The organism is Methanosaeta sp. UBA356 (assembly GCF_002496465.1).
GTDB lineage: Archaea > Halobacteriota > Methanosarcinia > Methanotrichales > Methanotrichaceae > Methanothrix > Methanothrix soehngenii.
Genome location: NZ_DAKC01000001.1, coordinates 1 through 1,877, shown reverse-complemented (window position 1 = coordinate 1,877; position 1,877 = coordinate 1). Strand labels below are relative to the sequence as shown.

At 46.0% G+C, this 1,877-nt stretch carries 3 protein-coding genes; all 3 read left to right on the top strand.

Annotated elements, in window-relative coordinates; all coding sequences use genetic code 11:
- Window positions 1–51 precede the first annotated feature (51 nt).
- Window positions 52–639 carry a hypothetical protein gene (locus BP727_RS00015; RefSeq protein WP_286856635.1) on the top strand — a complete coding sequence of 196 codons (588 nt, stop codon included), beginning with the start codon at window positions 52–54 and terminating at the stop codon, window positions 637–639.
- A 277-nt stretch (window positions 640–916) separates the two neighbouring features.
- Window positions 917–1,642: an SAM-dependent methyltransferase gene (locus BP727_RS00010; protein WP_286856634.1), complete on the top strand. Its 726-nt coding sequence runs from the start codon at window positions 917–919 to the stop codon at window positions 1,640–1,642.
- A gap of 9 nt (window positions 1,643–1,651) precedes the next feature.
- Entirely contained in the window at window positions 1,652–1,870 is a 219-nt protein-coding gene (locus BP727_RS00005) for a hypothetical protein (protein ID WP_013719643.1), read from the top strand.
- Window positions 1,871–1,877 lie beyond the last annotated feature (7 nt).

Genomic DNA, 1,877 nt, shown 5'->3' with positions numbered 1-1,877 from the left:
TAGATAATGTCCCTCAATCTGACAATAGTAAACTCGTCAACTCCATCCGGAATGAGCGATTTTCAAGTAATATCAGCTATCATTGCCCTCTGTGCTTTGGTTCTCGGTATAGCTAACGCATATTTTCATTGGAAGGATAAACAGCCAAATATAAAATTAGATGCATACGAATTTGTAGACTCTGCGCATTCTCTAACAAGCGACCCCGAGAGGGTAATTACCATCAGAGGCTATAACAGTGGCCAAATTCCTATAACCATTAGCTCATATTCATTTTTTATACCAAGTAAAAAAATCGGTCATTCTATCGGAAAACCATATTCAACGAGAGTTTTGCCAGGCGCTTATTGCGAAAGATGGGAGTACTCGGATAAGATAGCAAAAGTCTTACAACCGAGGTCTGGAACCATAAAAATAATTGCTTGTCTAATAGATGAAAGTGGGAGATGGTATAAATCTGACCCATTCGAATTTGACATAGATCAAGCGCTAAAAGGCACGAAGGGTAAAAAAATATGGACTCGTGAGGAACTAGGGATGAAAACACCGATGGGCCGATTAGATAAGATTAAAGAGACAGTCCGACGGTGGCACAGGAGGAAGTATGATCCTCCAGATTTATGGAAGCTATGGAAATGACACGACCCAAAGGGCTCCGAGACGGTCCGTCACAGTCTCCGAGAGATCGCGTCTTGTGGATACTTGCCAACAGAGGCGGCAAGATGGATAGGAGCAGACTGAGGAATCACCGCACTCGTATATGCCGTTCCATATACTGCAGCATGAAGTGCCAGGTAGCTCGCAGTAGTCTCTGATAGGACGTCATCAACGAGATTCGTATTAGGTCTCCCAACACCTTTATTAATCAAGCCGCAATTTCCAGAAGGAGGCATAAATTATTGAATTCCTTGACATTATGAGCATCTCACACCGCTATATGGAGATACTAAACCCTTCCACGCCTGAAAAGATCATCAAACTTGGCAAATTGCTCAAATTGGAAGAAGGAAAACGGGTCATTGACTTCGGTTGTGGTTGTGCCGAACCCCTTACTCTCTGGGCTGAGGAATTCGGTATTACTGGTATTGGAATAGATATATCCGAGGATTTCTGCGACAGGGCCAGGCAAAAACTGGCATCGAGTGGTTTGTCGGACCGAATCGAAATCGTTTGCTCCAATGGGGCTGATTACATATTCGAAGAAGGGGCTTTCGATGCCGCATCATGTATAGGGTCAACGTTTATTTTTGGCGGCTGGCAGCAGACACTCCAAGTACTGAAACGAGCAATTCGGCAGAATGGACGCCTTGGTATCGGTGAAACCCACTGGCTTAGCAATCAGGTACATCCGGAATACGCCCAAAAGCAGACCACTACCCATACAGAAACGGAACTAACTCAATTTGCCCGGGATGAAGGCCTTGAACTCGAATACATCATTCGTGCCAGCTACGACGACTGGGACAGGTACATTTCAGATGGTTGGTATGGACTTGTACGTTGGCTCGAAGAAAATCCCACCCACGCGGACTATGAACAGGTATTCAAGCATTTCCGTGCTGACCAGGATGACTATTTACAGTTCCAGCGCCAATATATGGGTTGGGCCATGTACTGTCTCGCTCCCAGGAAATCTCGTTGACATGTAGTCATGCTGGAAGGTGTCAATGGCGGTCTAAAAGTATCCAATAGTGGCGAGATAAAATTGTCCACCTGCCAATCCCTGGAATTGAAACCCAGGGTCATGCAGATGATAGATGTGGAGGAGTTCCTCATGTCAAGATCGACAGAGCCCGCCCAGGACAGCCCAGCAACTCACATAAACACAGGCTGGAAGCCCCGCTCTTCAGGGCAGGGAGGAAAGCCGTAAGTAGCCC

Coding starts and splice junctions, on each gene's coding strand:
- BP727_RS00010 (WP_286856634.1), top strand. CDS start 917: ATGAGCATCTCACACCGCTATATGGAGATACTAAACCCTTCCACGCCT.
- BP727_RS00005 (WP_013719643.1), top strand. CDS start 1,652: ATGCTGGAAGGTGTCAATGGCGGTCTAAAAGTATCCAATAGTGGCGAG.
- BP727_RS00015 (WP_286856635.1), top strand. CDS start 52: ATGAGCGATTTTCAAGTAATATCAGCTATCATTGCCCTCTGTGCTTTG.